Source organism: Kitasatospora sp. NPDC088346 (assembly GCF_044740765.1).
GTDB lineage: Bacteria > Actinomycetota > Actinomycetes > Streptomycetales > Streptomycetaceae > Kitasatospora.
Window position 1 is genome coordinate 1 of sequence record NZ_JBIURH010000009.1, and the last position, 25,934, is coordinate 25,934.

Here is a 25,934-nt window from a genome sequence, read left to right on the forward strand (position 1 = left end):
GCAACATCTACGCCATCGGCGGCAACGACACCGCCGCCCGCCTCGCCGGCATCAACATCAACAAGTACCTCGTCGCCGTCTACGCCCTCATCGGCGTGGTCGCCGCCTTCGCCGGCATCCTCCTCACCGCCCGCACCGGCTCCGGCCAACCCACCTCCGGCAGCGAAGGCCTCGAACTCAAAGCCATCACCGCCGCCGCCCTCGGCGGCTGCGCCCTCAAGGGCGGCAAGGGCGGCATCGGCGGCACCCTCCTCGCCGTCGCCCTGCTCGGCTGCCTGGAGAACGGCCTCACCGTCCAGGGCATCAACGCCTTCTGGCAGAACGTCGCCCAGGGCACCCTGCTCGTCGTCGCCGTCGTCATCCAGCAACGCCGCAGCGGCGAACGCGCCGTCGGACTCCCCAGCTGACGCCATGGTCCTCCGTTCACCGGCCGGCGCCCGACCGACCGTCGTCCCGTCGTCGCGACGACCCGGGTCCGGCCGGGTGGACGGATCGGCGGACGGCCGCTGAGGGTCGGCCGGAACGCCACCGGGCCGCCGGGGCCGCTGCTCGCACAGCACGGCACCGGCGGCCCTCCGCCGTTCCCGGACGGCCGGCGGCGTCAGAGGTAGCCGCCCTCCTGCCAGTCGGCCATCCGCATCCGGGCCCACCAGGCGAGGAAGCAGCCGAACCGCCCGCGGTCCTCGTCCGGGCCGCCGTCGTACGCGGGGAACCGGCCCGTGTCCGCACCGGGGACCTCCGCGGCCGGGCCCGCCGTCCCCCCGTCCTCGCGCGCGGGCGTCGCCGCCATCCCTACCGGCCGGGGCCGGGCCCGGACCGGGCCTGCGGGGGGACCCCGTAGTCCGCGCAGATCCGCTCGGACACCTTCTTCCGGGCGCGGTAGTGCAGGGTCTTCACCGCGCCGGTGGTGCGGCCCATGATCCGCGCCGTCTCGTCGACGGAGAGGTCCGCGATCAGGCGCAGCCTCAGGCATTCGCGCTGAGGCGGGGTCAGGCCGTCGAGGATCGCCTCCAGGCCGTCCTGGAAGATCTGGGTCAGGGCCTCGTCCTCCGCGCTGGGCGACGGCCGCTGACCGGGGAGGTCGGCATCCGGGCGGTTGCGGGCGAGCACCAGGGCCCGCTGGTGGTCGGTCGCCAGGTTGCGCGCGATGGTCAGCACCCACGCCTCGAAGGCGCGTCCCTGCCAGTGGAAGGTGCCGATGCGGCGGAGCACCCGCAGGAAGGTCTCGCTGGTCAGGTCCTCCACCGCGAGCGGGTCGCGGATCCGCCGGGTGAGGTAGCGGCTGACCTGGGGCGCGCAGCGGCGGTAGAGGGCGGCGAAGGCCTCCTCCTCGCCGGACTGCGCCCGGCTGACCAGGTCCTCCACCGCGCTCTGGGCGGCGACCGCGTCCGGCGGGTCGGCCGGCGGCCGGTGCCGGTGTGGTGCGGCGTCGTTCGGGGAGCGGGCGGCTCCTCGCAGACCGTTCACGGATGGGTACCCAAGCTGTGGTGGGGGCGGGTGGCTGGTCGGCGCGGATCAGGAGGTGTGCTTCCCGCGGTGCCGGTAGCGGCGCAACGCGACGACCGCTCCGAAGCCGGCGCCGATGAACGCGAGGCCCGTGGCGACCAGCCCGCGGTCCGTGCCGCCGCCGGTGGCGGCCAGCACCACCGCGGCCCCGGAGCCGCTGGTCGTCGGCCCGGGACGGGACGCGGTGACGCTCGGCGCGGCCGACCCCGAGGGCGTGGTGGCGGGGCCGGTCGGCGTGGCGGAGGGGGGAGCGGTCGACGGACCGCCGGACGGGTGCGGTCCGGTCGGCGTGCCTCCGGTCGGCGTCTCTCCGTGGGGCGTGCCTCCGTGGGGCGTGACGCAGAGAACCTCCGGACCGCTCAGCACGACGTGGCCAGTCCCGCCGCTCCCGCCGGATCCGGTGCCGACGGGTGCCCAGTACGCCACGGCCTCGAAGTCCAGCGGACCGTCCTCCAGGCCGGCGGGGAGCGGCAGTTCGAGGCGAAGCGTCCTCGACGCGCCCGCCGGGACGAGAACGGGGCTGTCGCCGGGTGCCGGTACCGGTGCGCCGGTGTGCCAGTCCTCGTCCTCGGTCTGCCGGTACCGCAGCGGCATCCCCGCCCGGGGCAGCCCGCGGTGGTCACCGGAGACCCGGACGGCCGGGTGGAAGGCCAGGTCGGCGCCGGTGGTGTTGAACAGCTCCGCCGAGAACCGGGCGCTGCCCCCGGCCTCGACGTTCTGCGGCACTCCCCGGACCTCCAGGCGGGGCGCCGGACCGGTCGGGTCCGCGGTGTGCGGGGCCGCCGCCCGGGCCGGACCGCCGAGTGCGGTGGCGGTGGCGAGTGCGATGACGGCCGTAACTGCGCTGACACGGCGCATGAGTTGATACCTCGCAGAGTGGGCACGGCAGGGTCGGACCTGCGTGCGGGAGAACGGTGGTGGGTGTCCCCGTACGGGGCCAGGTGGGCGGTACGGGGGCCGGGCGGGCGGTACGGGGGCGGGCACGGGCCGGGCGGGTGGCCGGCGGGCACTGCGCGCGCGTGGTCCTCAGCGCGGCGTACGGCCTGGGCGGGTGGTGCGTCACCGCGGGGTCGCCCGCTGCCAGATCAGCGGGCGGACATCTCTTCCGGCCTGGTACTGCGTACTCGGTATTACTTCGGGTGGGACGTCCGGCCCCCAGGGGGGAGGGCACGGGAGGGCGATCAGGGGGCGGGTCGGCCGCCCGGCGCGGCTCGGGGGCCGCTCAGCTGCCGGCGGGCCAACCGTCGAGGGTCCGGTTCAGCGTGACGCCGGTTCTGGCCGGTACCGCGACCGCCGTGCGGACCGGCGCCGCCGCATGGGCGGCGGCCGCGTCCCCGAGGATGGTGACGACCTGCGACACCAGGCCGTCCACCGTTGCCCTGAGGGTCTGCGGCGACTGGTTGCGGGCCGCTCGCAGGGCCGCCTCGACCTCGCCGAGCCGGCGCAGGGTCTCGGGCCCCAGGGCGATCGGCTCCGGGGTGTCCAGCACGAACTGGTAGGCCCCCGCGAGGGTCTGGCAGCCGGTGCAGTGGTTGTTGGTCGCCCGGCTCACGTTGTCCGTGTGCAGGTGGCGGTGGTCGCCGCCCATGGTGACGATCTGGAACGACAGGGCGACCGAGCTGCAGTGCAGGCTTCCGTCGCAGAACCGGGACGAGGCGATGGCCCGGTTGTCCGCGCCGGCCCCGACCAGGTCGCCGAACTGGCGGACGTCGAAGGCCACCTGGAAGTCACGGGTGCGGATCGGGCTGGCCGTGCTGATCGCGCTGGTGGTGTGGACCGTGACGGCCGGCGCCGACCTCGGCCGGTCGGCCCGTACGGCGGCCGAGGCCGCCATCGGGGTGCCAGCGACCAGGACGGCCGCGGCGGTGGTGGTGAGCAGGCCCGCGCGCAGGAGCGGCGGGAGTCTGCGGGCGGGGGCCTTGCGGTGCGGTTCGGACATGGGCTTGCCTCCTGTGTGGGTGGGGGTCAGCTGACGGACGGGCTCGGTACGGGGGTTCCGGGAGTCCCGGAGGTACTGGGGGACGGCGGGGCCGGATCGGCCGTGGCCGTCCCGGTGGCCGTCGCCGTGGCGGTGGCCGTCGGCGTCGACGGACCGGGCGGTGACGGCGCCGCCGGGGTGGGCGAGGCCGCCGGCGCGACCGGGGTCGGAGCCGCACCGACCCCGGTCGCCGCTGTCGCGCCGGGCGTCGGCGTACCGGCGACGGCGGGTGGGAACGTGCCGGGCGGCAGGACGGCCCGCGGCGGCCTCGACGGCAGCGGTCGGGCCGGCTGCGAGGGGCTCTCCTCGGGCGGCACGGCCTCGAAGGGCCGCACCGCAGGCCGGCTCGCGGGCACGTTCGGCTGGAGCGCCGGAACGGCGGGCGGCCTCGGCGCGAGCGGTTCGGGGGTCATGCCGTGCACCCAGGCCACGGCGAGGGCGGCGACGGTGCAGAGGCCGGCGGCCGTCACCAGACAGACGCGGGACCGGCCGCCGCGGGCGGCCCGCCGCACCGCCCTGACCCCGCGGGTGCTCAGCCGCAACAGCAGGTAGAGCAGCCCCACGGAGGGCAGCAGCAGCATGACGCAGCCGATCACCCCGAGCAGGAAGGAGGCGGCGGCGCCTTCGGTGAGCGCCCGGTAGGTCCCTTCGAGCTGGTCGGTGAGCGACCTCGCGCTGGTGGCCAGGAGACGGGGCAGGTTCCACAGCGCGTAGGCGACCTCGCCCACGAGCAGGGGGACCATCGTGACGACCCAGCCGGTCACGATGACCCTCGACGAGCGTTTCAGCGTCGCGACCTGCGCCGGCACCGGTCGCCCGGGAATCATGCTCCGGAGAATCGGGCCGACCTTGCCGAAGAGGTCGGGCACCCCGGCGAGATCGGCCAGAATGTAGTAACCGTCCAGCCGCAGGGCCGGCAGCAGCTGTTCGAGGATCTCGTAATGCGCCAGGTACACCGCCGTCAGGAAGAAGTCCCGGCCGGTACCGAAATAGGCGGAGAAGAGGACGGCGACGAACACGACATTGAAGTACACGCCGCCCAGATCGGTCCGCAGCCGCCCGCCCCTTTTGAGCCGGTAGACATCGGTGACATCCGTGTACATGGCCGGCCACACGAGATAGATTCCGCACCCGATGCAGCCGGGATGCCCGCCGCTGTACCGGCAGCCGGAGGCGTGGCCGAATTCGTGGAACACCGTCGACGCGATCGTGAGCGCGAAGACCAGGAGCAGCAGGACCGGCTGCTCCAGGGTGTGCAGAACGGGCACCATCGCGCCGTGGACCGCGAAGAGCCAGCAGTCCGCGACAATCGCGGACAGCAGGACCGGTGCGACGACGGCCGGCCGGTGCAGCCACGCGAGAACACCGGCGATCCTTTCCACCGCCGCCTGCCGCAGCAGGACGCGGTGGAATTTCAGCGTCAGCAGGAGATCGGTCGCCGGAACCTCCACGGCGATTTCCGCCGTGCCACCGGCCGAGGTGATTCCCAGCGGGTCGAGCTTGCCCTCGATGAGGTAGGCGACGTCCGCGACGCCCACCTCGTTCCCGAACCGGCCGCTCACGTGCCGGGCCACCGCCGCACGGGAGCGCGATCCGTCGATCGCGCACACCACGAGGTAGAGCAGCCGGCTCAGCTGGATCACCTGGCCGTCGGCCCGTCGGACCAGGTAGCGGGGCGTGGTGAAGCCGGAGTCCTGGTATTCGCCGAGGAGTTCGGTGCCGGCGCACAGCTGCGGCGGTATCGGGGCGGCCGTCCCGGCGGTCGGCCCGTCCGGGTCCGCGGGCCCGGCGACGGCCCGGTCGCCGAGATCCGGCTGCGGCCGGTCCTGCTCGCCCGGTGGGGTGGTCCGCCGTGCGCCGGCCACCTGGCGGTGCCGAGCCTTCGCCCTGCGGCGGGACGGGGGCAATCGGCCGTCGAGGCCGCTTCCGTGCTCGGTCACGTGACTTTCCTGGCTGATGGTCGTTGACGTGAAAGAGGGCGTTCCCGGCGACGATTCTGGCGTCGCCGGGAACGCCCTGTTAACCGAGGTGATCAAGATTCGGCTGTTGTCCCCGTGTCCCCCGGTGCGCCGATATCCGCGGCGGCCCGGTGGACCTTCTCAGCCTCTGTTGACGACGTCGGCGGGTGTTACTGGGCGATGTTGATGATCTGCTTCGCCTCGGAGTTCGCCAGCGAGTCGCGGGAGTGGTCGTTCACCGCGAGCGAGTTGTTCTCGGCGTGCACCACCGCGGTGTGCTTGGTCACGGTGGTCGTCTTGTGCAGGTTGAAGCTGAAGCGGCTCAGCGCCTCGCGCTTCGGGAGCAGCTCGGCGGTCTCGGACTCGAGCAGCGACAGGTTGATCATTTCTATTCTCTTTCCTTGCGGCATTCTCGATTCGACCGACTCCCGGACGCACCGTGATCGGCCTCTTCAGGCGGCTGCCTGACGAAGCGAGACACTACGACCGGAACGTGACGGAGCACAAGGAACCTGTTACGCAGAGTAGCGAATTTCGCCGTCCGAACGGCGATTGGATCGTGGAATCGGACCGCGAATCGGGGCGCACATCCCCCGACAGCCCTTTCGAGGTCGCGCTTCTTCGTGCCCGAGGCTTTTCCCCGCCAGGAACTTCGGCAACATCACCCTCCCGGAGTAGCCGTCGACAATTCATTCGACCCGTCGACGGTCACCCCGGACGGTTCTCGACTGCCTCTCCACGGCCCGGGTGACTCCGGGCGCCGCCACCCTCGGTCAGGACGCCGGCGCCCCGCCACTCGCCGCCGCACGGCGCCGGACCGGCACACCGGGCACCCGTCGCACACCGTGCGGGGGCTCCGTCGCGTTCGCCTCGGGTCCAGGGCATCCCATGCGCTGCACAACGACCCGACCGGGGCGAGGACACTGGCACGCACCCGGTTTTTCGTCGCCGGCCCGGCCGGGCCCCGAGCGGACGGCGAACGGCTGCACGATGTCGACTCCCCCGGTCAGGTCGCCGAGGGGACGTGGCGCGCCCCCGCCAGCCTGGCGATCGTCCGGAGTTTCGCGAAGTACGAGGCGCAGTACGCCGAGTTGATCAGGGGCACGATCGTGTCGAGGTCGGCGATGCACGCCCAGAGGTGCGCGATGCCGCCGTCGTCGAGCCCACCGTTCAGTTCGCGCTGGACGAGTCCGGCGACGTCGGCGTCCAGGAGGATCAGCTCCACGCCCTCGATGTCAACGCCGCGGAAGCTGTCGGGGTACAGTGCCCGCCGGTGTTCCGCCCACAGCCGCGCGAGCCGGTCGTCGGGCACTGCTCGACTCGGGTCGCCCGCGACCGTGCCCGTCGCCGGGGGTGGGCGAAGGAGCAGCGACACGGCGTCGAAGACGGCACGCACCAGAACGACGGCCCTGCCCGGGCCGAAGGCGGCACTTGTCACGGTGCCCTGCGCGAGGCCGTCCCGCAGCCGTCGGCTGCGGTCGAGCTCGGCAGTGAGTCCGGACGGGACGAGTCCTGCCTCGCCGGCCCACTCGATGAGGACCTGGAGCGGTTCGTCGGCGGCCAGACGCTCGGCGAGGACCTGCTCCAGGGCGAACAGGGAATGCGCGACGGCGACGGTGGCGAACTCGTACCGGTAGGAGGAGTACCGAATGAGCTCACGGGACGTCTCCATCGCGCTCATGACGTACATCGACGCGTGGCCGGGCAGGACCAGGTCGGCGACCAAGGCGTCCATGTCCGCGTGGTCGGGAACCACCCCGCGGACACGCGGGTCCGGTACGGGCGGCGGGATCGGACCGGGCAACGACATAGGACCGGGCGGCGGGATCGGGCCGGGCGGCGGCAGGGTGTCCACCGGTGCAGTCTCGCCATGCGGGGGCTCTCGGGGCCAGTGGATTTGCCCGGCGCGGCCGGCGACGCCGCGGGGTGCCTCCGGGGCCGGCCCGATCTGCTTGGATACCCCGGTGACCGACCGCCTCACCGTTGCTCCGTACCCCTGTGTGCTCTGCGATCCCGCTGCCTCCGCGTCCTTCCGGGCGCGGCGGAGGCGGGCCCGGCACTGGGCGCCGGTGATGGCGCAGGTCCGTCGGCACGGCCGGCACGTGGTGGGCGTGGGCGGCGGCGGTGAAGTCCCCGACTGGGCCTTCACCGTCGGCCTGTGGCACTCCTGTCGGCTTCCGGAGGTCGCCATGTTCGGCCTGGAACTGCCCGGGCTGATGCACTGGGTCGGCGAGGCCGCCGCCAGGGTGCGCGACGGGGCGTCGACCGAGCCCGGCACCCTGCTCCCCGACGTCATCGAGGGGTGCCGGGTCGAGGTCCGGCCGGTGGACCCCGGATGGCACCTGCCGCTGTTCGGTACGGCCGTCGGCTTCTACCGGCGGACGCCGGTGCCCGTCGTCCAACTGGTCTGGCCCGACCGGGAACACCGGTGGCCCTCGGACGAGCGGGCCAGTCCGGGGTGCCGCGCCCAGCCGAGCCTGTGGCTCCCGGTCGACCGGCACCCGGAGGGCGTCTGGACGGAGGAGGCCGCCGCCTGACGGCGAGGGCGGTCACCGACGGCGGGCCCGACCGGGCGGGCGTTCGGCGGCCGGGGCGGCCCCGGGCGGGCGCGGGATGCGGCGGCGCCCTGGTCGCGGCCTGCGCCCGGGCGTTCGAGGCGTGGCCCTGGGAGACCTGCCGCCCGATGCCACCCGTCTCCGAGGGCCCGGGACCGGAGCCGGCCCGGCCGCACCGGCAGCCCCCGGAACCGCCGCCGGCGCTCGGCGACCGGACGGACCGGACGGACCGGAACGACCGGAACGACCGGACCGACTCCAACGAGCGGGCCGGCGCGGCGGAACCGGGTGGCAGGTGAGCCCGCGGCGGGGTCAGTCCTGGTCGTCGTCCTGCGCGAGGGGCAGGGCGATGTCGGTGACCTGGCGGGCGACCGGGAAGGACCCGAGCCGCAGTGCCGCGCCGGTGAGCAGGTCGATGCGGAAGAAGCGGCGGGCGCCGTCCACCTGGAGGCTGGCGTAGGCGGTGTTGCTGTGGTGGATGGGACTGAAGTAGATGTCGAATCCGGCGCCCGCCTCGGCCGCCGCCCCGAGGGATCCGGTCGGGGCGAGGGAGCCGGTGTCGGCGGGCGACTGGAGGGAGACCCGGTCCAGGGCGGTGTCGATGTCGAAGAGGGTGCTGCCGGTGGCGGCGTCGAGGTCGTTGTTGGTGTAGGCGGCACCGGTCACGCCGGTGGCCGTGGCCCCCGTCGTGGCCGGGGGAACGGCGGGCAGGGCCAGGGTCCCGTCGACGGCGGTGGTCCCGGCGGCCGGCGGGCCCTGGGGGTCGTCGAGGTTGTGGCGCAGGTTCTGACCGGTGTCGGAGATGATGCGCAGCCGGTCGGCTGCCGGATCGAAGTCGACACCGAACCGGGTGCCCTGGAGGGCGACGGTCAGTTGCGAGACCTTGCTGGCGGCGGCGGTGTCGATGTCCAGGGTGTACACCCCGCCCTTGTCGCCGACCCCGTAGAGCTCCCCGTTCTGCGCCCGGAAGTCGATCCCGACCAGCCGGGTGTCGCCGGTCAGGCCGGACACCCGGCCGAGCGGTGCGGCCGACTCGACGTCCCCGGTGCGGAACTCCACCAGCCGCTGGTCATCGGTCAGGCCGATCACCGCCAGGCCGCGGCGGTCGAAGTGCCCGTAGCCGTGGCCGTCGGCGACCGACGGTCCCGCCCCGCCCAGCAGGGCGGCTCCGAGGGCCAGCACGATCGCGCCGGTCAGTGCACCTCTGCGCATGGTCTCTCCCAAGAGCTCGTCAGCGGGGCGAACCTCGCACCGCATGGAACCGATGTAGCACTCTTGGGCCGGTATCCCGGCGCCGGTGCTCATATGACTTCCATGTCGACCGCGGGAGGCCCTGGTCGGTGGTTGCGTGGGGCGGGGGAACCAGGGCAGGCGTGAGTCGGCACGACGGCACGAGGTCGGCACGAGGACGGCATGGCCGACGACGCGGAGGGAGACGCTTCATGACACGAAACCAGCCCTCGGTCCGGGCCCTGGGATGGGCACGGACCCTACCGGTGTCCCTCGGCGTACGGGCGGGGCGCGACTTCGCCCGCCGGCACCTGGACGACCTCGGGTGGACGCGATCCGCTCCCGAGACGGCGTACGCGGTCGTCCTCACCGTCTCCGAGCTGATCACCAACGCCCACATCCACGCCTGCAGCACCGCCGACCTGGTGCTCATGTGGGACGGGGACTGCCTCTTCGTGAGCGTCCACGACGCGTCCCCCCGCACGCCCGTCCTGCGCGGCCCGGACGCCGACGCCACCTCGGGACGCGGGCTCGCCCTGGTGGACGCGCGCGAGTTGTCGCGCGAACTGTTCGGCCGCCTGCGCGCCCTGGAGGAGGGCACCCCCGAGTACTCGTACGTCCGCGGCACGCTGATCGAACTGAACACGGCGCTGGCGAGGTTCGCCGCCCGGCGGTTCGGCCGTCGCGGCCATCCGATGGACGACGTCGTCCAGGTCGGCACGATCGGCCTGATCAAGGCCGTCGACCGGTTCGACCCGGCGCTGGGGTTCGAGTTCGCCGGTTTCGCCCTGCCCACCATCGTCGGCGAGATCAGGCGCTTCTTCCGGGACACCACCTGGATGGTCCATGTCCCGCGCCGGATGCAGGAGTTGCGGCTCGCGCTGGCCCGGGCCTCGGACGAGCTCGAACAGCAGCTGGACCGGGCACCCACCGTCGCCGAGCTGGCCGCCCGGCTGAGGATCGACGAGCGGGAGGCCGCCGAGGGGGCTCACGGCCGCCAACGCCTACCGCGCGCACTCCCTGGACGCGTCAACCGGTGACGCGGAGGAGGCCGGCCCCGGCATCGCGGACCGGTTCGCGGTCGAGGAGCGCGGCTTCGAGGCGGTACTCGACCACGAGACCCTCACGCCGCTCGTCGCGGCGCTCCCGGAGCGGGAACGCACCGTCCTGCGCCTGCGGATCGGAGCCGAGCTCATCCAGGCCCAGATCGGCGCGGAGCGCGGCCTGTCCCGGATGCACGTCTCCCGGCTGCTGAGCCGCACGCTCGGCGGCCTGCGCGCGGCCCTCCTCGCGGAGGAGTGAACGGCCCGGAATTCGCCCGCGCGGAAAGTCCGGCGAATTCCCCTGATTGAGCGGCCCGGTTCGGGGCAGCCGATCCCCGACAACGACAGCGGAGGTAAAACGATGGTTCCCCTTCTTCTCGTCCTGCTGCTGGCTCTCATTCTCTTCGGTGCGGGTTTCGCACTGAAGGCACTGTGGTGGGTCGCGGTCATCGTGCTCGTGGTCTGGCTGCTGGGATTCATCGCCCGCGGCACCGGAGCGTCCGGCGCCCGCGGCCGCTGGTACCGCTGGTAGGCGGAGCCGGAGAATGCCCGAGCGGGACGCGGCCGGCGCGTCCCGCTCGGGCATTTCCGGTGGCGCCCGCGGACGGCCGTGACGGCGGGGGGCGAAAACCGGTGGCGGAGGTTTGAGAGAGTAGGGGGGGGCGGAACCCACCCGCTCGCGGGGGCCGGCCACCGCGACACCCGGCCAGTACCCGCAGACGACACGCAGGAGAACACGCGCCTTGTCCGAGAACCACCGCGCCGCACGGCCCGCCCCCAACGGCGGCCTCGCACTGCTGCGGTCCGACTGCGGGAACTGCTTCGGGCTCTGCTGCGTGGCGCTGGCCTTCACCCGGTCGTCGGACTTCGCGATCGACAAGGACGCCGGACAGTCCTGCCCCAACCTGCGGCAGGACTTCCGCTGCGGCATCCACACCGAGCTCCGGACCAGCGGGTTCGCCGGATGCACCGGGTACGACTGCTTCGGGGCCGGTCAGCGGGTGTCGCAGGTGACCTTCGGCGGCCGCGACTGGCGGCAGGAGCCGGACGGTGCGCAGCGGATGTTCCGGGTCCTGCCGGTGATGCGGCAACTGCACGAGCTGCTCTGGTACCTGACCCAGGCGCTCGACCTGCCGGCGGCCCGCCCGGTCCGCGCCGAGCTGGCGCTCGCGCTGGCGGAGACCGAGGGGCTGGCCGGCCAGGATCCGCAGGCGCTGCTGGAGCTGGACGTGGCCGCCGTGCGCGGGCGGGTCAACGTGCTGCTGCTGCGCACCAGTGAGCTCGTCCGCGCCGGGTACCCCGGGCGCCGGAAGGACCGCCGGGGGGCCGACCTGATCGGGGCCCGGCTCAAGGGAGCGGACCTGCGCGGCGCGAACCTGCGGGGGGCGTACCTGATCGGGGCCGACCTGCGCGGCGCGGACCTGCGCGCGGCCGATCTGATCGGCGCCGACCTGCGGGACACCGACCTGCGGGGCGCGGACCTCACCGGCAGCATCTTCCTGACCCAGTCGCAGCTGAACGCCGCGCGCGGCGACGCGGCGACCGGGCTCCCGGACGGGCTCGACCGCCCCTCGCACTGGTAGCGGCGCGGCGGTCGGCGCCGGCACGCGGGGTCAGCTGCGGCGCTGCTCGGCCTCGACGCGGGCGATCGCGGCGCGGGCGGCCGCGGTGAACGCCCAGAACAGTGGGAGCGTGCTGGTGGCCCGCTGGGCCAGGGTGTTGTGGCCGGGCGCGAACATCGAGGCCCGCAGGTCGGCGGTGATCTCCAGTTGGGCGCCCGCACCGAGCAGGGTGCGGTTGCAGATGTTGTCCGGGGCGATGCCCGCGATGCGCTCGCGCCCGGTGGCCGGCACGGCGCGGATCCCGGCGGCGGTGAACTCCTCGACCAGGTACTGCCGCAGGACCTGGCCGAGGCCGCCCACCAGCACCGCCCGGGCGCCGGGCGGGAGTCCCGCGCGGGCCGGGGAGCAGCCGTGCACCGCGACCACGTTCCAGCTGCCGGCGGCGAGCGCGCGGGCCGTCGGGTCGTCGCAGTGCCTGGCGGTGACGTGCAGGGCGGCGTTCCCGTCGGCGCGCAGGCCTTCGAACAGCCAGAAGTCGTGGACCGGTCCGCCCGCGGGGTGCGGGTGCAGTCCGGCGGGGTGGTAGCCGGCGATGGCCAGGCAGAGTTCGGAGGTGCCCTCCTCGATGCCTCCGCCGTGCGGCGCGATGACCGTGGTCCGTACGGCGGGTGTCCGGCCGGCCGGGTCCCGGGGATCGGCGGGGTGCCGGCGGGAGCGCAGGCCGTAGTCGACGCCCTCGACGAGGGCGGGGTCGGCGTACAGCGCGGTGTTGGACGGATAGGTGTCGGGGGCGGGCCCGGCGGCGGCCACGGGCGCCGCGGCGGGGCCGGTGATCGGTTCACGACGGTTCTGGGCCATGGCAGACGAGCATGTCAGCGGCGGGCCGCCCGGGGAAGGCGGCGCACCGCCGCGGACGGGACGGCCCCCGCCGGGGGGGGCGTCCCGTCCGCCGGGCCCGCGGTCGCAGGTGTTCCCGGTCGGGTCGCAGGCGTTCGAGGTCAGGCCGCAGGCGTCGCGGCGTCCGTCGCACGGCGGGTGGGGAAGGCGTGGCGCCGGGTCAGGGTGACGACGGCGAGCGCCGCCGTCACCAGCGGGAGGGCCGTCCACGGCAGTGCTCCGGCGCCTGCGGTGTCCAGGGCGATGCCGCCGGTCAGCGATCCCGCGGCGATCCCGAGGTTGTAGACGGTGGCCTGGAGGGCGGTGGCCACGTCCGCGTGGCGCGGCCCGGAGAGGTCCACCAGGGCGGTCTGCAGCAGGGTGGGCGCGGCTCCGAAGGCGGCGCCCCACAGGGCGACGGCGGTCCCCGTGACGGCGGGTGCGCCGCCGGACAGGCCGAGGGCGAGCATCGCGCCCGCGATCAGGGCCAGTGCGGCCAGCAGGACCAGCCGGGGACGGCGGTCCACGAGCGCCCCGCCGAGCCAGACGCCGGCCACGGTGGCGAGGCCGAAGAGGAGGAGCAGGCGCCCGGCGCCACCGTGCCCGCCGTGGGCGGCGAAGGGCACCAGGTAGGTGTACAGCGCCTGGTGGCCGAGCAGCAGGAGCAGGGTGACGGCGAGCGTGGCGGGGATGCCGGGGATCGCCGCGATGCGGCGCAGCGGGGCGCGACCGGTGGCGCTCTCGCCGGGGGCGTCGGGCAGGTGGGCGAGGCTCCACGGCACGAGGGCGAGGGCGAGGGCGGCCAGCAGGGCGAAGACGGTGCGCCAGCCGACGGCGCCGGCGAGGGCGGTGCCGGCGGGCAGGCCGAGGGCGAGGGCGACGGTGATGCCGGCCAGGACCACGGCGATGGCGCGGCCGCGGCGCTCGGGCGGGGCCAGCCGGGCGGCGTAGCCGGCCAGCATCGCCCAGAGCGTGCCGCCGACGGCTCCGGCGAGCAGGCGGGCCGTGAGGGTCAGGGGGTAGCAGGTGCTGACGGCGGTGACGGTGTTGGCGAGCGCGAAGCCGAGGAGTCCGCCGATCAGGACGCGGCGGCGCCGGACGCCGCGCAGGGCGGCGGTGAGCGGGACGGCGGCGAGGAAGGAGGCGGCGGCGTACGCGGTCACCAGGTAGCCGACGCGGGCCTCCGGGACGTGCAGTCCGTCGCTCATCCGGGGCAGCAGCCCGGCGGGGAGCAGTTCGGTCATGACCGCGCCGAAGGCGGTGGCGAACAGGGCGAGCAGGGCCCGCAGCGGGAGCCGTGCGGGGTTCTTGAGCCGTGGTTCCGGGAGGTCGGTGGTGGGTGCGGGGGGCATAGACTCATGGTGGAACCCTCACATCAGTGTGAGGGCAAGCACGGGCCGGAGCTCCGCCGTACCGGCCTGCCGGGGAGTGTCATGAGGATCGGTGAGCTGTCCCGCCGCACGGGTGTGCCGGCCAGGATGCTGCGTTACTACGAGGAGCAGTCGCTGCTCCGTCCCGAGCGGGCGGAGAACGGCTACCGCGCGTACCGCGAGGCGGAGGTCTACCGGGTCCAGCAGATCCGCGGGCTGCTCGACTCGGGCCTCACCACCGAGATCATCCGCCGCATCCTGCCGTACCTGGACCGGCCGGACGAGATCCACGTCCACCCGGAGTGCCTGACCCCGGAGACCGAGGCGCTGATGCGGGGCGAGGCCGATCGGCTCCAGCAGCGGATCGACTGCCTGGCCCGCAACCGCGACGCCATCCACGCCTACCTGGCCGCCGTGCGACCGGCGGCCGGCGGGCTCGCGGCAGTCGGGGAGGGGTGACGGCCGGCTGCGGTCAGCCCGCCGCCACCTCGGGCCGCTCGGGCCGCTCGCGCTCGATCTCGTCCTCCCGGACCAGCCACAGGGCGAGGACCGCTCCGGCGAAGCTCAGCAGCGCACCGAGCGTCAGCACGTCGTTGAAGCCGGCGAGGAAGCCCTCGCGGGCGGCGGCCGTGACCGCGGCCCGGGCGGGCGGGGGGAAGGCGGCGACGGCCTGCTCCAGGCTGCCGGAGGAGGCGGCCTCGACGAGTTCGCGCGGGCGTGATCCCTCGGCCGCGGCCGTCCCGGCGGTCAGGTCGCGGACCTCGGCGGCGCCGCGGCCGACGAAGACGGCTCCCCAGACGGCGATGCCCACGGCGATGCCGACCTGCCGGAAGGTGTCGTTGATGCCGGCCGCCATGCCGCTCTGCTGCTTGGGCACGACGCTGACGGCGACATCGGCGATGACCGGGTTGATCAGGCCGACCCCGGCGCCGGCCACCAGGAAGCCGCTGAGCAGCGTCGTCCAGTCGGAGTCCGCGTCGATGCCGCTCATCAGCAGCAGGCCGGCGCCGACGGCGCCGAGGCCGACCCCGAGCATGTAGCGGGCCTGGACCCGGGAGAGCATGATGCCCGCGATCGGCGCGACGACGAAGCTGAGCACGGTGACCGGCAGGTAGCGCAGGCCGGCCTGGAAGGGCGAGTAGCCGAGGTAGTTCTGCAGGTAGAGCGTCATGTAGAGGAACAGGGCGAAGAGCGAGCCGGAGACCGCGAACGCCGCCAGCTGGACGCCGGTGAAGGCGCCGCGGGCGAACAGGCCGAGCGGCAGCATCGGCTCGGGGACCCGCCGCTCGACCAGGACGAACGCGCCCATCAGCAGCGCGGAGCCGACGAACAGCACGACGATCAGCGCGCTGCCCCAGCCCTCGGCGTTGCCCCGGACCAGCGCCAGCACCAACAGGAACAGCGACAGGCTGAAGGTCGCGACACCGGCCCAGTCGACCCGGGTCGCGTTCGGGTCGCGGCTCTCGCGCACCTTGGCGTAGGTGGCGGCGAGGGTCAGCAGCCCGATCGGCACGTTGACGTAGAAGATCGACTCCCAGCCGAGCCAGTCGGTGAGGGCTCCGCCGACGAGCGGGCCGATCGCGACCGCGACCCCGATGGTGGCGCCGTACATGCCCATCGCCGTGCCGCGTTCGCGCCCGGCCGCGAACTCCTGGGCGACCAGGGCCAGCGACACCGCGAACATCGCCGCGCCGCCGACGCCCTGGAGTGCGCGGGCGAGGTTGAGGAAGGTCGGGTTCGGCGCGACCGCGCAGAGCAGCGAGGCGAGGGAGAAGACCGCGAGGCCGACGGCGAACACCCGGCGGCGCCCCAGCCGGTCGGCGAGCGAACCCGCCGTCAGCACCAGCGCGGCGAGGGTCAGCGCGTAGGCGTCGAACACCCACTGCAGGTCGGTGAAGCTGGCCCCGAGGTCCGCCCGGATCGCGGGCAGCGCCACGTTCACCACGGTGATGTCGAGCAGCAGCATGAACGTCGCCACCAGTACGGCGACCAGGGTCCACCACTTGCGTTCCATGGGTCGGCCGTCTCCTCGTCGCCGCGGCAGGGCCTCGTCCGTCACTGGTCCGACCGTAGGCGACCGCGCAACGTGACCACCGGACGAGCGCACCGGCTCGCCGGGGCGAGTCGCTCCGGGGGTGGCCTCCGCGTTGACATGTGACCAAACAGTCACCTATTCTCGAAGGGTGGATCTGGTGTTCAAAGCCCTGGCCGACCCGACCCGGCGGAGCCTGCTCGACGCCCTCTTCGAACAGGACGGGCAGACGCTCGGAGCCCTCGGAGCCCGCTTCGACATGACGCGCTTCGCCGTGATGAAACACCTCAAACTGCTGGAGGAGGCCGGGCTGGTCGTCACCCGGCGACAGGGCCGGGAGAAGCTCCACTTCCTGAACCCGGTCCCCATCCGGCTCGTCCACGACCGGTGGGTGAGCAAGTACACGGGGCCGTGGGCGGCTGCGCTCAGCGACCTCAAGAGCCGACTGGAGACTCCCATGCAGAAGGTCTTCGAGATCTACATCCGCACCACGCCGGAACGCCTCTGGGAGGCGATCACGGACCCGGAGATCCGCGCCAGGTACAACTTCGGCGTCGGGGTCCACTCGGACTGGACCCCGGGCTCCCGCTTCACGATGGGCTCCCCCCGGGCGGACGGCCCGATCGGCGAGGGGGTGAACCTGGAGGTCGACCCGCCCCGCCGGCTGGTACAGAGCATGGTGGCGCTCTGGAGCGACGAGGTGAAGCGAGAGGGCACCAGCCGGGTCACCTGGGAGATCGAGCCGGTCGGCGACTCCTGCCGGCTCACCGTCACCCATGACGAGCTGCGCGAGGGCGCGAACGACGAGCTCTACGGCGGCTGGCCGATGATCCTCTCCGGCCTGAAGACCTGGCTGGAGACGGGCGAGCTGCTCACCACCCCCGGCTCGCTGATGTACACCTGAGCGGCCGGGCGCCCGGGCAGCCGTCCGCCGGTACGTCCGACCGGACACCTGGCCGGACGTACCGACTCGCAGGCGGTTGCGTCCTGATCGATAGTCGGTGCATGGACCCCGACACGAGGAGGACCATGCCAGGCAGAACACTCGGCGGCGCGCTCGCGCTCGCCCTCGGGGCGAGCGTCGTCCTCGTCCCGACCGCGATCTTCGCCGCCGACACCGACCCGGTCGCGGCACCCGCCGGCCCGGCGGCCGGGTCCATCGCGGATCCGCTGCCCGCCCCCGCGCCGGACCAGGTGTCCTCCCCCGCACCCGAGCCGGCGCCGGCGGCGACCCCCGCGCCGTCCCCGCCCGCCGCGGGGACCGAGATCTCCGTCGGCTCGGCCGGCATCGACCCCAAGCTCCCGGGCCGCGTCCGGGTGGAGCTGCTCTACACCTGCGCGGCCCCCGACGGCGAGCGGTCGCTGAACACCTCGGTGGAACAGCCCGACCCCGCCGACCCGGCCGCCGTCGCCTTCGGCTCCACCCGCACCTCCCCGACGCTGATCGTCTGCGACGGCACCCCCCAGCACCAGAGCGTCAGCGTCCAGTCCAAGACCAGCAACTGGCTCCCCGACGTCGACGCCGTCCTGGTGACCACCCTCTCCGACCTCGGCGCCGCTCCCCCGGCCGCCGCCGACGCCCGCAAGCTCCGCCTCCGGCTCCCGGCCGCCACCCCCTGACGGCCGGCGCCCGCCCCGCAACCGACGACCGCCCGCGACATGTCCTCCTGTCGGGGCCCGGGTCTACACTCGCGGCCTGACACCTCATCAGACATGCGTGATCGGTGGCGGTTCGGGGACGTACGGGGGGCTGGCGTGGCACAGGGATCCGCACACGGCGACACGGGGCTCGGCGGGCTGCCGACGACCGCGAAGTACGAGGTCGACACGCTCTTCAAGGACCTGATCGACCAGTTCCGCCGCGCCCGGCTGCCGATGCCGGTGGTGGTGCTGTACTCCGACGAGGCGGACACCGCGCTCGACCGGGAGGTGACCGGCGTCGTCAGCGCCGTGCAGGACGCCCAGGAGGTCGGCGGCCTGCCCTACCGGCTGGTCGGCGGCGCGGAGGGCGGCGACCCGCACCTCAACGCGATCGGCATCCTGGACTCCGTCGCCCGGGGGCCCTGGGCGCGGCGCGGGCCCTCCTGGTACCGGAACTACGCCGTCCCCCGTTCCCGGCTGATCGCCGCCGTCGAGGCCGCGGCCCGGCACGTGCTGGTCGACCAGCCGACCGGTGGCACACCCTCGCTCGACGACCGGGTGGAGGCCGTGCTGGCCCGTCTCCGCGACCTGCACTGGCGGCCGGACCGGCGCGGCGGCACCCTCCAGCAGACCCTGTCACCCCTGCTCAACTCCACGACCCTGATCGGCGCCGTGGTGCTCGCCGGGCTGACCACGCTGCTGACCCAGGCGCACTGGGAGGTGGTGCTCGGCGTCGTCCTGGCGACCTTCGTGCTGCTGATGGTGAGCGGCTGGGTCCGGCGCAACACCGCACCGCTGTCCTGGCTGGGACAGGCCAGCCGGTGGTTCGCCACCACCACCTTCCTGGCCGCCTCCGGGCGGCAGGCCGCCGCCTGGTCGATCTGGCGGCCCCGGATGTCCTGGGACGTCACGCAGGCCAGGGCGCGGGAGGTCGCCGGCGAGATCCTCAAGGCGCAACTGCCCGGCACCCCCGCCGACGAACGCGAGCGCGCCCAGGAGTTCCACCTGCAACTGCGCGCCCTCGCCCTGCTGGAGGACCTCCGCTCGGCCCACCGTTCGTGGAACCCGGACCTGCGCGACCGCAAGCGCCGGGTGCCGCCGGTGGTCTTCCTGCCGAGCGCCGGCGCCGCCAACGGCGGGCTGCGGGTGCTCAGCGCGATCAGCGACGTGCGCAGCCGCCGCAGCGAGCAGGACCCGCTGCTGGTGCTCGCCGGCGTCGCCCACGCGGACGCCGCGAGCTGGCTCCAGCCGGACGCCGCCGGGCCGGTCACCGTCCCCGTCGGCGGGCTGCGCCGCGGCAGCCCGTACGAGAGCTGGGTGAGCAACCTGCGGGTGCGGCAGGCGCCGAGCCGCGGGCGGGCGCTGGCCTGGACCCTGCCGGTCGGGCTCAGCCGGCGGCAGTTGCAGGCCGGGAACACGACCGGGCTGGCCGCCGTGCCGGTCCGCCGCTCGGCGTGGGTGCTGTGGTCGCGGTGGACGGTGCTGCTGGTCCTGGTGCTGGCCTCGGTCGGGGGTGTGCTGCGCAGCCAGCAGCTGTCCGACCAGTACTGCGAGGGCCGGCTGCTCGGCTCCAACCACGACGCGGTGTGGCGGGTGGACCCGGGCGGCGCGCGGCAGTGCGTCGGGGTGGCCACCGGCGGGGTGTCCTTCGCGACCGCCCACGACGTGCGGCTCAGCGGCGCCCGGCCCGGGCACGAGGGCGACCCCGCGAAGGCCGGCGCGGACATCGGGCTCGGCACCCTGGAGGCGGCGATCCGCCGGGAGAACGACCGGGTCGCCGCGCTGCCCGACGTCCGGTTCGTGACCGTCGTGTACGCCGGATCGCTGACCACCGCGAGCGGGCAGGAGTCACGGGCGCTGAACAGCCTCAAGGAGCTCACCGGCGTGCACCTGGCCCAGCTGCGCAACAACGTGGGCGAGCCCACCAAGGTCAAGGTCCTGGTCGCCAACGGCGGTCAGGACATGTACTTCCAGACCGAGATGGTCGAGCGGATCGTGGCGGTGGCCGCGCGCGACCGCTCGATCGTCGGGGTGGTCGGGCTCGGCCGCAACACCACCGACAGCCAGAACGCCGTCGGCCTGCTGCAGAGCGCCGGTCTCCCGGTGGTCGACACCACCAACTCCGGCAGCGACCTCGCCCGCAACCACGTCAACTACTTCGGGCTGGCCGCCACCGACGAGGAGGAGGCCGCCGAGCTCCGCAGGATCGCCGACGGGCTGGCCCTGGCCCCCGACGCCCGCACCGCAACCGTCCTCACCAGGCGACCCAGCCGGGACGACCAGTACAGCCCCGAACAGGCCAAGTACGGCAGCACGATGCTTCGCGAGGCGGGCTTCCGGCTGACCGAGGACCGGCCCCTGGAGTACGGCCTGACCAGCACCGGGGATCCCGACTACGAGGACGCGCTGCGCCGGAGCTGCCAGTCCGGGCAGCCGCCGGCCGTCATCTACCTGGCCGGCCGGGCCGACGACGTGAACCAGCTGATGAAGCGGCTGGCCACCGACCCCGGGTGCAACCGCCCGCTCACCGTGCTCACCGGCGACGACCTGACCAAGGCCCAGTTCAGCACCGGGGAGACCCGGATGGCGCCGCAGGCCACCCTCTACTACATCGCGCTGACCGATCCGGCCGTCACCGCCGGCGCCTCCGACCTCGCCGAGACGGCCGCCGCCGAGCTGGGCATCGTCCCCAAGCCGCCGGGCGGCAACCCGTACGAGGACGACGTCTTCTCGGACGGCTCGCTGGCCCTCGCGTACGACGCCACGGCGGCCCTGCACGCCGGGGCGCTGAACGCCGGCGCGAGCCAGGACGGCGGGCGCGGCGCGGTGATGGCCGGCCTGCGGGCCGTCGAGCTGAAGAACCGCGCCACCGGCATCGTCGACTTCCGGGAGACCCGCCCGCTGCTCGCCACCGGCACCCAGCCCGGGCACGGCATCAACATCGTCCGGGTCACCCGGCAGACCGACGGCCAGGCGAAGCTGGAGCGCATCTGCGGCCGCCCGGCCGGCGACAGCGCACCGCTGACGGGGTGCCGGCCGTAGGGCGCCGGCCGGGGTGTCGGTGCCCGGTGGCAGGATGCGGGCATGACGGAACGAGCTGACCTCCCCACCCCCGCCGACCTGCCGACCGCCACCCGGGAGGAGGCCGAGCGGTTCGCCCGGGAACAGATCCACGGCGGCTTCCGAACCCGCGCCCTGCTCGTCCGGGACGTCGAGGAGCACTTCGACCCGGCGAAGGAGCCGGTGACCCGGGAGCAGGCCGCCGCCCTGGTCGACCTGCTGTGGGAGGAGCGGCTGGCGGAGCAGGCCGCATGGCCGGCGACGACCGACGCCGACCGGCTGCTGGCGGCCTTTGACACCCTCGGCGCGGCCGGGGTCACCGCCCGCGCCGACTTCACCTGCTGCCGCAACTGCGGCCACTCCGAGATCGACGCCGAGGCCGCCGACGGGGACCACGGGTTCGTCTTCTTCCACCAGCAGGACACCGCCCGCGTCGCCGCCGGCGGCGGGCTGTGGCTGTCCTACGGCCCGCTGCGCGGTTCCGGCGCGGACGCGGTGGCGGTCGGCCGGGAGATCGCCGGGGTGCTCACCGCGGCCGGTCTGCCGGTGGAGTGGGACGGCTCCGCCGACACCCGGATCAGGGTGGCGCTGCCGCAGTGGCACAAGCGCCTCCCGCAGGGTTGAACCGCCCCCCGGTGCAGCACGGCGGATCGACGGAGGACGGCGCGGCGCCCGGGCCGCCGCCCGCCCGGCGCGGGCGCGCGGCGCGGATCGGCCTGCCGGTCACGGTGCACCGCGCCCGGCTGGGGCCGGTGGAGTACCGGGTGGTCCGGCCGGCCCGGCCGCTGCCGCGGGCCGTGCTCCTGGACCGCGACCGGTTCGTGGACGGGCACCTGGACCGTACGGCGGCCCGGGCGTTCGCCGCGCTGTGGCTGCTCGCGGCCCGCTCGCCCCGCACCCTGGTCCACCTCCCGATCCGTGGGAACGACCTGCCGCCCGACGTCCCGGCCGGGGACGGCCGCCGGCTGGACCTCGTCCTGCTGCACCACCGCCTGCAGTTCGCGCCGTCACGCTGGAAGGAACTGCGCGGGCGGCTCGGCGCGGGCCTTCCGCAACAGGTCGACCTGCCGCGGGCGGCCGTCGTCGACGGGGACCGCGTGGACCACGCGGCCCGTCACCACCGGGAGAACCGGGACCTCTTCCGGCAGCACCTGCACGCCGAGACGCTGTTCATGACCGGCAGCGCGAAGGTGTTCGGGGAGACCGCGGGAAAGTTCCTCGACCTGGCCGTCGAGGGCCCGGCCCACGTGTCGGCCCATCCGGCCGGGCCGCACTTCTGTACGGAGTTCCACGCCCGGGAGGGCGTCCTCGGCACGGCGCGCGAGCTGCACATCGAGTACCGCGAGGCGTGGGGCACACCGGCCGACGCCCCCGGATAGCCCCGGCGTACCGGCAGCCCGACGGCCCGACGGCCCGACGGCCCCGGCGGTGGTACCGCCGGGGCCGTCCGAGGCCGGCCGGGGCGGCCGGCGAGCAGGTCAGGGCATGGTGCAGAACGAGGTGCGCACGGCGGCGATGACCAGCTTGCCCTGCTGGTCGGTCAGGGTGACGCTGCCGCCGCTGAACCGGGCGGCGGCCTCCTTCGCCACCGCCGCGTCGTCCTTGCCGGTGTGGATCTGGGCGCAGACGTACTGGGCGCTGCCGACGGCCTTGGCCGGGTCCGCCGCGAGTTCCGGGTTGACGGCCTTCAGGCCCGCGAGGAGACCGGCCTGCTGGGCGGCGTTGGGGCTCGGCACGACGACGGAGCCCGAGGCGGTCGGCTTCGCGGACCCGGTGCCGCCCGTGGCTGCGCCGGCCGCGGCGGAGGGGGTGCCGGCGGCCTTGGTCGGCGCCGCCTGCGGGCTGTCGCTGCCGCTGCTGCCGCAGGCCGTGAGGGAGAACAGGGTGGCGGCCGCGGCCAGACCGATGGTGACGACTCGAATTCGCATGCCGCCCACCGTGCCACAGCCCGCCACCCGGATCGGCCCCTGTGACAGGCCCGTGACGGACCGGCAGACGACTCGGTACGCGGCTCGGTGCGGTGCGGACCGGTGACCGACGCAGGGTTATCACAGCACCTCTACAGGCAGATGAAGAACGAACATGAAACCGCTCGATCCAGCCATATCTGAAAGCATCTGTCCGGTGACCGGACAACGTCTGTCCGAAATACGGACGGTTCGCCTCCGTATCGTTCACCGCCCCGGGGCCCGTGCGACAGCGGCGACGGCGCCACGCGCCGGCCCCGGGGACCGGCCGCCGCCCACCCTCCACAAGTGACCCGAGGGCCCATCGGGAGAGAAGTCCGGAATCGTTCACGCCGGTTGCCCGGTATCACTCTCTTCACCGACAGTCGAACAGATGAACATCATTCAGCGGCTCGGACGGGGCCGCCTCTTACGCCATCGCGACTTCCGCCTGCTGCTCGCCGGATCGGCCACCAGCCAGTTCGGCAGCCAAGTGACCCTGGTCGCACTGCCGTTGGTCGCCGTCGTCGGGCTCGACGCCCCGCCGTTCCAGGTCGGCCTGCTCACTGCCGCCGAGACCGCCGCCTTCCTGCTGGTCGGTCTGCCCGCGGGCGCCTGGCTCGACCGGACGCGACGACTGCCGGTGCTGATCCGCGCCGACGTGGTGCGCTGCCTCGCCGTCGCCTCCGTCCCGCTGGCCTCGGCGGCCGACGTCCTGACGATGGCCCAGCTCTACGTCGTGGCGCTGGTGACCGGCGTGGCCACGGTCTTCTTCGACGTCGCCCACCAGTCCTTTCTGCCGCAGCTGCTGCCCCGGGAACAGCTGGTCGCGGGCAACGGCGCGCTGGAGACGGTGCGTTCGGTCGCCCAGGTCGGCGGGCCCGGGCTGGGCGGCGGCCTGGTCCAACTGCTCGGGGCGCCGCTCGCGATCGTCGCCGACGCGTTCGGCTACCTCGCCTCGGCCCTGTTCCTGGTGGGCGTCCGCACCCGGGAGGAGGTGCCCGAGCCGGTGCCCGGCCGCTCGCTGCGGGCCGACATCGGTGAAGGCGTCGCCTTCGTCCTGAAGCACCCCCTGCTGCGGATGATCGCCGCTGCGACCGCCGCCTCCAACCTGTTCGCCGCCCTGCTGATGGCCGTGCAGACGGTGTTCTGGGCCCGGGTGCTCGACCTCTCCCCCGGCGCCATCGGCCTGCTGCTGTCGGTGTCCGCCCTCGGCGGGCTGGCCGGCGCGCTGTGCGCGGGACCGCTGGCCCGACGGGTCGGCCAGGCCCGGCTGATCTGGCTGTCGACCGTGGTCACCTCGCCGTTCGCGCTGCTGTGGCCGCTGGCCGGGCGGAGCGCGGGGGTGCTGCTGTTCGGGATCGGCTCGGCCGTGGTGCTCTTCGGCGCGGTGGTCTACAACGTGGCCCAGGTGAGCTTCCGTCAGGCGATCTGCCCGCCCGAGCTGCTCGGCCGGATGAACGCCACCATGCGCTTCCTGGTCTGGGGCACCATGCCGCTGGGTGCGCTGGCCGGCGGCGCCGTCGCGGCGGCGGCCGGGCCGAGGGCGGCGCTGTGGGTCTGCGCGGCGGGCTTCCTGACCGTGCCGCTGCCCCTGCTGCTGTCGCCACTGCGTGGACTGCGGGACCTCCCGACGTCCGCGCCCGGCCACGAGGACGGTGCCGAGGACGGCGCCGAGGACAGACCGGCGAGCGCCGCGGCCGTCGCCGCCGACTGAACCCGCGCGACCCGGACCGCACCCCGCCCACCCGCCACACCCCGTCGCCCGCGGACCGCGCACCACCATGCGGCCCCGGCCGCGGACCACGATGCGAACCAGGACCGGAGCCCTCCGTGAACTCCAGCATCACCACCGCCTACCTTTCCCGCTACCGTTCCGTGGCCGGCGACTGCGCCGACCTGCTGCCGGTCACCGGCGCGCAGCGGCGCTTCCTGCTCGCCCGGCGCCTCGATCCGCTGGGGCGCCCCGACGTCGTCCCGCTGTTCTTCGCCTTCCCGGCGGGCACCGTCGACCTGTCCCGGCTGCGGGCGGCCGCGACCCGGCTGGCCGCCCGGCACCCGGCGCTGCGCGGCCGGTTCGCGTCGCTGCGTGGCACGCCCGTCCTGCGGACGGGGCCACCGGCGGCGGAGGTCCGGCGGGTCGAACCGGCACCCGGCGAGAGCGCCGCCGACGCGCTGCGGCGCGAGCTGCTCGGCTGGTCGCCGGACGGCCCGGCGCTGCGCCTGCTGCTGGCGGGCGGGCCCGGGCACGAGGAGGAGGTCCTCGCCGTCGCCCTGGACCACGCCGCCTGCGACGAGCAGTCGCTCGGGATCGTCACCGCCGGCCTCAGTGCCGGGTACGCGACCGATCCCGGCCCGCAGGACGGTGCGCCGGACGCGGCCGCGGCCGCCACCGCCGAGTACCGCGCCACCGTGGAGGCCCAGTTGACCGCGGAGGCCGCCGCCTCCGCCGACCGGGCCCGGGCCCACTGGGCGGCCCGGCTCGGTGCGCTGCGGGCGTCCGCGCGACCGGCGTACCGGGCGGAACCGGACACCGGCATGCTGACGCACCGGCTGCCGCCCGCCCCGGCCGCCGCCCGCGGCGCCGTCTTCCCCGCGCTGCTGGACGCCGTCTCGGCGGCCGCCCGCAGCCTGCTCGGCCCGGCGGCCACGCCGGCCCTCGGCTATCCGTGGGGCGGCCGGCCCGCCGCCGCCCCGCCGGTGCTCGGCTGCTTCCTCAACACCCTGGTGCACCCGGCCGGTTCGGGCGCCGCCGGGCTCGACCGGCTCAGTGCCGACTGGTGGGACGACCTGGACCACGCCGACATGCCCTTCGACGAGGTGGTGCACGCCGCCCGGTCGGCCGGCGCGCAGTGGTCCGGGGCCCTGGACGGCCTGCTGACCTTCGAGGACCTGCACCGCCGCCCGCCGCTGGTGCTCGGCGAGGTGTCCGGACGTGAGACCCACCTGTCCGGGCGCCCGCTGGCCGCCCCGTTCGCCGTCTCCGCCTCGCACGGCCAGGACCTGCTGGTCCGGCTGGCCTGGGACCGCCGTCACTGGCCGGACCCGGCCGCCGCCGAGGCGTTCGACGCCCTGCTCTCCACCCTCCGCCGGCACCTGGGCGCCACCGCGCCCGGCCCGGCGGTCTGACCCGCCGCGGGCCGCTCCCGGCACCACCGGGCCGGCGACCCGCGTCCG

Annotated in this window: 24 protein-coding genes and 1 pseudogene; 13 read left to right on the forward strand and 12 right to left on the reverse strand. The window is 74.5% G+C overall.

Translation table 11 applies throughout. From position 1 onward, the window contains the following. On the forward strand, window positions 1-407 hold a 407-nt coding region (locus tag ACIOFR_RS14600), incomplete at its 5' end, for an ABC transporter permease (protein ID WP_400996438.1). A gap of 194 nt (window positions 408-601) precedes the next feature. Here ACIOFR_RS14600 and ACIOFR_RS14605 read toward each other — a convergent pair. The 7 genes from ACIOFR_RS14605 to ACIOFR_RS14635 all read right to left on the reverse strand — a co-directional run bounded on the left by ACIOFR_RS14605 (window position 602) and on the right by ACIOFR_RS14635 (window position 7,177). Further along, window positions 602-790 (reverse strand): hypothetical protein, encoded by a 189-nt coding sequence (locus ACIOFR_RS14605; protein ID WP_400996440.1) that lies wholly within the window; start codon window positions 788-790, stop codon window positions 602-604. A gap of 2 nt (window positions 791-792) precedes the next feature. Beyond that, complete coding sequence (locus ACIOFR_RS14610; protein ID WP_400996442.1) at window positions 793-1,467, reverse strand: sigma-70 family RNA polymerase sigma factor; 675 nt, start codon at window positions 1,465-1,467, stop codon at window positions 793-795. A 48-nt stretch (window positions 1,468-1,515) separates the two neighbouring features. Further along, complete coding sequence (locus ACIOFR_RS14615; protein ID WP_400996444.1) at window positions 1,516-2,364, reverse strand: hypothetical protein; 849 nt, start codon at window positions 2,362-2,364, stop codon at window positions 1,516-1,518. A gap of 364 nt (window positions 2,365-2,728) precedes the next feature. Continuing rightward, the gene (locus tag ACIOFR_RS14620) at window positions 2,729-3,445 is read right to left on the reverse strand and encodes a hypothetical protein (protein ID WP_400996446.1); all 717 of its coding nucleotides are present in this window, start codon (window positions 3,443-3,445) and stop codon (window positions 2,729-2,731) included. 26 nt (window positions 3,446-3,471) lie between these two features. Next, window positions 3,472-5,424, reverse strand: a complete 1,953-nt coding sequence (locus tag ACIOFR_RS14625; RefSeq protein ID WP_400996448.1) for a hypothetical protein — start codon at window positions 5,422-5,424, stop codon at window positions 3,472-3,474. Between the two features lie 188 nt (window positions 5,425-5,612). Further along, complete coding sequence (locus tag ACIOFR_RS14630; protein ID WP_400996450.1) at window positions 5,613-5,828, reverse strand: hypothetical protein; 216 nt, start codon at window positions 5,826-5,828, stop codon at window positions 5,613-5,615. Between the two features lie 620 nt (window positions 5,829-6,448). Then, window positions 6,449-7,177, reverse strand: a complete 729-nt coding sequence (locus ACIOFR_RS14635; protein WP_400996453.1) for a hypothetical protein — start codon at window positions 7,175-7,177, stop codon at window positions 6,449-6,451. A 337-nt stretch (window positions 7,178-7,514) separates the two neighbouring features. Here ACIOFR_RS14635 and ACIOFR_RS14640 point away from each other — a divergent pair, with 337 nt between their 5' ends. Continuing rightward, window positions 7,515-7,979 (forward strand): DUF4262 domain-containing protein, encoded by a 465-nt coding sequence (locus ACIOFR_RS14640; RefSeq protein WP_400996455.1) that lies wholly within the window; start codon window positions 7,515-7,517, stop codon window positions 7,977-7,979. 330 nt (window positions 7,980-8,309) lie between these two features. On the opposite strand, the gene ACIOFR_RS14645 is transcribed toward ACIOFR_RS14640, so the two are convergent. Then, window positions 8,310-9,209 (reverse strand): DUF4394 domain-containing protein, encoded by a 900-nt coding sequence (locus tag ACIOFR_RS14645; protein ID WP_400996457.1) that lies wholly within the window; start codon window positions 9,207-9,209, stop codon window positions 8,310-8,312. A gap of 449 nt (window positions 9,210-9,658) precedes the next feature. Here ACIOFR_RS14645 and ACIOFR_RS14650 point away from each other — a divergent pair. The 3 genes and pseudogenes from ACIOFR_RS14650 (at window position 9,659) to ACIOFR_RS14660 (ending at window position 11,853) form a co-directional block, all read left to right on the forward strand. Continuing rightward, window positions 9,659-10,529 (forward strand): annotated as a pseudogene (locus tag ACIOFR_RS14650) (SigB/SigF/SigG family RNA polymerase sigma factor). Window positions 10,530-10,631: 102 nt separating this feature from the next. Next, window positions 10,632-10,802 carry a hydrophobic protein gene (locus ACIOFR_RS14655; protein WP_400996459.1) on the forward strand — a complete coding sequence of 57 codons (171 nt, stop codon included), beginning with the start codon at window positions 10,632-10,634 and terminating at the stop codon, window positions 10,800-10,802. Window positions 10,803-11,013: 211 nt separating this feature from the next. Further along, complete coding sequence (locus tag ACIOFR_RS14660) at window positions 11,014-11,853, forward strand: pentapeptide repeat-containing protein (RefSeq protein WP_400996461.1); 840 nt, start codon at window positions 11,014-11,016, stop codon at window positions 11,851-11,853. A gap of 30 nt (window positions 11,854-11,883) precedes the next feature. Here the strand turns inward: ACIOFR_RS14660 and ACIOFR_RS14665 are convergent, their stop codons facing one another. Both ACIOFR_RS14665 and ACIOFR_RS14670 read right to left on the reverse strand, forming a co-directional pair. Continuing rightward, window positions 11,884-12,690: a poly-gamma-glutamate hydrolase family protein gene (locus ACIOFR_RS14665; protein WP_400996464.1), complete on the reverse strand. Its 807-nt coding sequence runs from the start codon at window positions 12,688-12,690 to the stop codon at window positions 11,884-11,886. A gap of 140 nt (window positions 12,691-12,830) precedes the next feature. Further along, the gene (locus ACIOFR_RS14670; RefSeq protein ID WP_400996466.1) at window positions 12,831-14,060 is read right to left on the reverse strand and encodes an MFS transporter; all 1,230 of its coding nucleotides are present in this window, start codon (window positions 14,058-14,060) and stop codon (window positions 12,831-12,833) included. An 81-nt stretch (window positions 14,061-14,141) separates the two neighbouring features. Between ACIOFR_RS14670 and ACIOFR_RS14675 the strand changes: the two genes are divergently transcribed. Further along, on the forward strand, window positions 14,142-14,537 hold the full coding sequence (locus ACIOFR_RS14675; RefSeq protein WP_400996468.1) for a MerR family transcriptional regulator: 396 nt from the start codon (window positions 14,142-14,144) through the stop codon (window positions 14,535-14,537). A 13-nt stretch (window positions 14,538-14,550) separates the two neighbouring features. Here ACIOFR_RS14675 and ACIOFR_RS14680 read toward each other — a convergent pair whose 3' ends face one another. Continuing rightward, on the reverse strand, window positions 14,551-16,092 hold the full coding sequence (locus ACIOFR_RS14680) for an MFS transporter (RefSeq protein ID WP_400996471.1): 1,542 nt from the start codon (window positions 16,090-16,092) through the stop codon (window positions 14,551-14,553). A gap of 169 nt (window positions 16,093-16,261) precedes the next feature. On the opposite strand from ACIOFR_RS14680, the gene ACIOFR_RS14685 reads away from it, so the two are divergent. The 5 genes from ACIOFR_RS14685 (at window position 16,262) to ACIOFR_RS14705 (ending at window position 22,190) form a co-directional block, all read left to right on the forward strand. Further along, window positions 16,262-17,014 carry an ArsR/SmtB family transcription factor gene (locus ACIOFR_RS14685; protein WP_400996474.1) on the forward strand — a complete coding sequence of 251 codons (753 nt, stop codon included), beginning with the start codon at window positions 16,262-16,264 and terminating at the stop codon, window positions 17,012-17,014. Window positions 17,015-17,139: 125 nt separating this feature from the next. Next, a complete protein-coding gene (locus ACIOFR_RS14690) occupies window positions 17,140-17,730 on the forward strand; it encodes a hypothetical protein (RefSeq protein WP_400996477.1) in 591 nt (196 codons plus the stop codon). Window positions 17,731-17,865: 135 nt separating this feature from the next. Beyond that, window positions 17,866-20,793: a hypothetical protein gene (locus ACIOFR_RS14695; protein ID WP_400996480.1), complete on the forward strand. Its 2,928-nt coding sequence runs from the start codon at window positions 17,866-17,868 to the stop codon at window positions 20,791-20,793. Window positions 20,794-20,835: 42 nt separating this feature from the next. Beyond that, window positions 20,836-21,435, forward strand: coding sequence for a DUF6891 domain-containing protein (locus ACIOFR_RS14700; protein ID WP_400996482.1), 600 nt, complete (start codon window positions 20,836-20,838; stop codon window positions 21,433-21,435). 11 nt (window positions 21,436-21,446) lie between these two features. Continuing rightward, window positions 21,447-22,190: a hypothetical protein gene (locus ACIOFR_RS14705; RefSeq protein WP_400996484.1), complete on the forward strand. Its 744-nt coding sequence runs from the start codon at window positions 21,447-21,449 to the stop codon at window positions 22,188-22,190. A gap of 99 nt (window positions 22,191-22,289) precedes the next feature. Here ACIOFR_RS14705 and ACIOFR_RS14710 read toward each other — a convergent pair whose 3' ends face one another. After that, on the reverse strand, window positions 22,290-22,739 hold the full coding sequence (locus ACIOFR_RS14710) for a DUF732 domain-containing protein (protein ID WP_400996486.1): 450 nt from the start codon (window positions 22,737-22,739) through the stop codon (window positions 22,290-22,292). A gap of 412 nt (window positions 22,740-23,151) precedes the next feature. On the opposite strand from ACIOFR_RS14710, the gene ACIOFR_RS14715 reads away from it, so the two are divergent. Together ACIOFR_RS14715 and ACIOFR_RS14720 are read left to right on the forward strand one after the other, a co-directional pair. Continuing rightward, window positions 23,152-24,474: an MFS transporter gene (locus ACIOFR_RS14715; RefSeq protein WP_400996488.1), complete on the forward strand. Its 1,323-nt coding sequence runs from the start codon at window positions 23,152-23,154 to the stop codon at window positions 24,472-24,474. A gap of 116 nt (window positions 24,475-24,590) precedes the next feature. Beyond that, on the forward strand, window positions 24,591-25,886 hold the full coding sequence (locus ACIOFR_RS14720; RefSeq protein ID WP_400996490.1) for a non-ribosomal peptide synthetase: 1,296 nt from the start codon (window positions 24,591-24,593) through the stop codon (window positions 25,884-25,886). The last annotated feature ends 48 nt before the right edge of the window (window positions 25,887-25,934 follow it).